6 protein-coding genes are annotated in these 4,639 nt (G+C 55.3%); 5 read left to right on the forward strand and 1 reads right to left on the reverse strand.

Translation table 11 applies throughout. From position 1 onward, the window contains the following. Window positions 1-214: 214 nt before the first annotated feature. A complete protein-coding gene (locus FJW07_RS31450) occupies window positions 215-538 on the reverse strand; it encodes a helix-turn-helix transcriptional regulator (protein WP_140860918.1) in 324 nt (107 codons plus the stop codon). 141 nt (window positions 539-679) lie between these two features. Between FJW07_RS31450 and FJW07_RS31455 the strand changes: the two genes are divergently transcribed. The 5 genes from FJW07_RS31455 to FJW07_RS31475 form a co-directional block, all read left to right on the forward strand. Further along, on the forward strand, window positions 680-1,618 hold the full coding sequence (locus FJW07_RS31455) for a DUF1353 domain-containing protein (protein WP_140860920.1): 939 nt from the start codon (window positions 680-682) through the stop codon (window positions 1,616-1,618). Between the two features lie 32 nt (window positions 1,619-1,650). Next, the gene (locus FJW07_RS31460) at window positions 1,651-2,403 is read left to right on the forward strand and encodes a hypothetical protein (RefSeq protein WP_140860922.1); all 753 of its coding nucleotides are present in this window, start codon (window positions 1,651-1,653) and stop codon (window positions 2,401-2,403) included. Between the two features lie 146 nt (window positions 2,404-2,549). Further along, a complete protein-coding gene (locus tag FJW07_RS31465; RefSeq protein WP_140860924.1) occupies window positions 2,550-3,545 on the forward strand; it encodes a hypothetical protein in 996 nt (331 codons plus the stop codon). A 51-nt stretch (window positions 3,546-3,596) separates the two neighbouring features. Further along, a complete protein-coding gene (locus FJW07_RS31470; protein WP_140860926.1) occupies window positions 3,597-4,046 on the forward strand; it encodes a MucR family transcriptional regulator in 450 nt (149 codons plus the stop codon). Window positions 4,047-4,085: 39 nt separating this feature from the next. Beyond that, a partial coding sequence (locus FJW07_RS31475) for a DUF4238 domain-containing protein (RefSeq protein WP_140860928.1) occupies window positions 4,086-4,639 on the forward strand: 554 nt, incomplete at its 3' end.

The following is a 4,639-nucleotide window of genomic DNA, read 5'->3' on the forward strand; positions in this document are numbered from 1 at the left end:
ATCTGGGGCAGAGTTTTGCCCTTTCCGACCCATTTCCCGAAATTGACCTCAGTCCACATCCCCAAGCCCCCACGACCCGACCAGCAGGCGTCGAACCCCCAACTTCTTGTTATGTTGGGCGGTTCGCACGTACGCAGCATATTGGCGTTAAGCTTGTGAGAAACAATGGCCTATCTGGCACCATGCCCAGATCGAAATAAGAAATCAGAGGCGCTTAAGCCCCAGACTGCTTGTCACTAGACCCTTGCAGGATTTCGCACAGCGCCGTGACCGCCTCATCGATGCCACGCTCGTCGCGCTTGTAGAACACCCGCGTTCCAACCCTCTTTGCTGAAACCAAGTTGCCCTCCGTCAGCCAACGCATGTGCAGGCTGACCGATTCTTGTGTGAGGCCGAGACGGCCGCAGATCAGCTTGTTGGTTAGGCCAGTCTGTCGCGCGTTGGGAACGTCGGGAAAATACAGCTCCGGCCAGTTCAGAAAATCGAGGATTTTCAACCTGCTTTCGCAGGCCAGCGCCTTGATGACGCGAGCGTCCATTGCCGATCTCCATCGGGTTGTTTCTATGGCGGCGCTATCCTCAAGCAAGCCACGATCGACAACAGCCCTAGAATTTCAACTGGTCACGCTTGCAACAAAATGCTCGTAGTGATTTGCTATCGGTAGAAGAGGGAGGGGGCTATGCGAGTTGTATTGTTGCTGTTGATATTCTTTGGTTCGAGCACAGCTGCATTGTGCCAGGAATACGGCCAATTCGTCGGTAATCCAGACGGGTCATTCATATCTGACCCTGATAGGCCACAATTCAAACTGAACAGGCCATTTGTTTATCGTGATCCAAACGGGCTGGAATGGACGGTTCCCGCCGGAGAAGTCACGGATGGAGCGAGCATTCCTCGATTTGCTTGGAGCTTGGTAGGGGGACCATTCGACGGCCCATACCTCGATGCAGCGATTATCCACGACTATTACTGTTGCACTAAAAGCCGCGAATACTACAGCACGCATCATGCATTTTGGATGGGGATGAGAGCTGCTGGTGTGAGCGACACGATGGCGTACATCATGTGGTCGGCAGTACGGTTTGGTGGCCCTGCATTCTGGAGCGTCGATCCTAGCGCGGTTGCGCCCGTTCCATGCCGTACAGACAACGTGGCCGCAAAATCCTTGTATGAGATGAGCGATGAGCGCACCCGTGCCATCGCAATCGGAAAGTTCGCCGGAATGGCCAGGACGCTCAAGACCAGCGGCGGGAAAGTGCTGGACGTCGTCGACGGCAAGGCCATCCTAGCGCAAACCGACGAAGCCGAGCGCCACCTTGATTTTCTGAGGGGTGCTATGGCGAAGAATTTCAATGTGGAACAGGATAAGCTCGGTCTGTTCTCCATGGTGTCCGAGGAGGAGTTGAAAGGGTATGAGAAATACGCGGTGCCCCTATCCCCGTGGGCAGAAGGCCAGATACCCGCGCTTGATACGTATATGAAGACAGAGAAACTGACGTTCCCCAAGGCACTGCAGCTGAATGGTGCCGATTATCGCCCATATGTGACCAATGACGCGTTCAAACTTCAGACCACGGATTTTCCCGACAAGTTGCTGAAAGACGGCACCAAGGAATAGGGCGCTTTCGAAGCGCGACGTCGGGGTGTGGGATGCCGTGGCCGGATTTCTCAGAGCTGTCTTTTGGCTATGGGTTTCTACGAGAGTTCGAGCGGTTGCACACAGCCGGCGGAAGTTTCCCCGCCGCGCCAGATTTCATTAGCCAAGCGGTCGAAGCGACCAAAGGCTATGATGTGAAGGTGCTTAAGAACAGTACGCCCGTCTATTTTCAGTTTAAGCGGTCTTTTGTGCTCACGACAGCAAATGCTGGAGAGATCAAGAAAGGCGATTTCAACTCGACGCCCTTATTTCGAATGCATTTGCGAGAACGAGACAGCTATCGCCAACACAAGGCACTCCAACAGCTTGAAACAAGCGGTGAAGCAGTATTCTACGTTACCAGTCAGATCGAGAGCGCTGACGATTTGTCTCGATGCTACACTAATGGAAACGTTCTATCCACAGCGACAGCAGTCATAGCGCCAAACGAGATCGTGCTCCCGAACACCACTAAGAAGCATCACGTCACGTTCAAGGCTGATGGCAACACCTTCCGGCTCTATTCGGAAGAAGGCGAGGGATTTGAACGAAAGGTTCCGAACTGGCAGCGATTGTTGGCGGTGCTGTCAAACCGGCGTCGCAGTACGCCCAATAACCGCGACGCTATCGAAAGAACCGTCCAACTGCTTTCATCGAGGAGCCATTCTGCCACAGAAGTGGCCGATCGATTCAAGGACCCTGTTGTGCGAGCCTCGGTACTGGCTTTTCTCGTCTTGGACGCCCAACTTATCTTCTTTAAGAGTTAGGAGCCTGGTGCTGACCATTTGAACGGCGCCGCGCTGATTGAAGCAGCGATCGTACAAATCACCACGGCGCTCGAATCGTTGTCAGTGGATGCCGTTGTCTGGAAGGGCTCTCGGCGCGAAGGGCGGGCTATCAGGAGATAGTCCCCATGCAACACAATCGAATCGGTCTGCCGCCAGCTCCAAATGGGTCTGACAAGTCGGTTATCACGCTTTTGGCTCGGCACGACTATGCTCAAATTCAGTTGATCTGGCAGGATGATCGCATCTACGAATACCTGCTGGCCTCAGACACCCGCCGGCACACGTGGCATGCGTGGCTGGCTATCCATAACACGGCCACTCACGATGTGACCCAAACCTACCGGTTTCTCACCTTTGCTAAGTCACGGGAGATTATTGAGAAGGCATTCGGCTCCTGCCCCGCTGGAATGGTCTCGGCGCTCGGCAAACTCGGACCCTTCGCGAGGGCAAAACACGCTTATTTGGCCCTCCATAAAGTGCTCACTGCTGGTGGACCGCTGGCACGACACGTCCATCAGTCGCCGAAAATGAACGATGACGACCTGGCCTCACTCGCAACGGCCGTGAATAAGACTGAGTCGAACCCGGTCGTCCGCGCTCTGCTGAAGTGCAACATATCCGCGCAAGCAATGGTCGAGTTGCTGTGGGTAGTTGCCCGGATGCCCTCACGATACGAGGAACGGCACCTTGTTCGGTGCATCTCTGAGGGCCGTCAGCCAGCGAATATCCTGGCAAACCTGTATGGGCTGTTGCCATTCCCTGCGCCTCCATTTGATCAGGCTGGTGCGCTGATTCCCATCACTACGGCCGAACAGCTCCGCATGGAGGGTCAACAGTTCAACAATTGCCTGAGGAAGCCTGGTGAGGAATTCGCGGCTGCTCTGGCGTCAGTCCTATCCGGCCAACGGTATTTTTATTCGTGGGAAGGCGAGAACCCGGCGCTGTTTGCCTTCGCCCGATGTGGTTCTGTGGGTTGGATCTTAGCAGAGCACTCTGGTCCGGCGAACAGTCGCGTTCCGGACGCTGTTATCGCGCAAGTTGAAGACGTGTTGGCTGGTATCCCCAGCGTGTTCATCGGTAACGCCGGTTCGGGAATGCTCAGATGGATTTGTACGAGGTAGAGGTCGACCGTTGATTAGGTCTCGGCCAAAAGCTACGAAGCTTCGATTGCCATGAAGGAGAAAGCCTTGGCCGACGAGACCCTGAACTTGATCGAGTTAACCGCCGATATCGTTTCTGCCTATGTCAGCAACAATCCGGTGCCGGTCTCCTCTCTGCCGGACCTGATCCACAGCGTGAATTCGTCACTTTCGAAAATTGGCCAGCCCGCTGAGCCGGAGATAGTAGTTCTGACGCCAGCGGTCAATCCGAAGCGATCTGTGTTCCCCGACTATGTCATCTGCCTCGAGGATGGGAAGAAGTTCAAATCACTGAAGCGCCATCTGATGACCCACTACAATCTGACGCCCGACGAGTATCGTGAAAAGTGGGGCCTGACGCGCGATTATCCGATGGTGGCGCCGAATTATGCTGCGCAGCGATCAGCTTTGGCGAAATCCAGCGGGCTCGGTCGGAAGCGGGCTTCGAAACCAGCCAAGAGGACTACAAGTCGGAAGACCTAAGGCAACCGTAAGGCCCCAATTCCGCTCAGAAGCTGCTTGATGTCTGCCAACAAGCCGCACAGACACCATTTTCTTCCAGTTTTCTACCTGCGCCAGTGGGCAGGCGCTGACCAGAAGATTGTGCGCTTTACCCGGCCCTACGGTAACGTGGTGAAGCCGCGCCGTGTGCACCCCGACGGCGCAGGGTACATTGAGCGTCTATACGCCGTCGAAGGCCTGCCTGACGACGCTAAGCAAGACCTGGAAACTGAGTTTCTATCGCCCGTCGACAGCCGGGCAGCTGACGCGCTTAAGGTGCTGCTTGAGGGTGACGATCTCACGCAAGCACAGCGGAGGGCATGGGCGGGGTTCATCGCCACCCTTCTCTTCCGAATGCCAAGTGACATCGCTGCGCTGAAGGAGAATATCTCGCAGCTCTGGAAAATGCTCATGCCTGGGTTAGAGAAGATTTATCAGGCCTTGCCCGTCTCAGGCAGGACCGAGCCATTCGAGGACTTCTTCAATAGGACGGGCAAGGGCGTTTTAGCTGCCAAGGCGATCGAAGGAGTCCGCAGTCTCATGGGCGACGAGGATATCGTACGCGGTCTAACGAC

It is taken from the genome of Mesorhizobium sp. B3-1-9 (assembly GCF_006439595.1).
Lineage (GTDB): Bacteria > Pseudomonadota > Alphaproteobacteria > Rhizobiales > Rhizobiaceae > Mesorhizobium.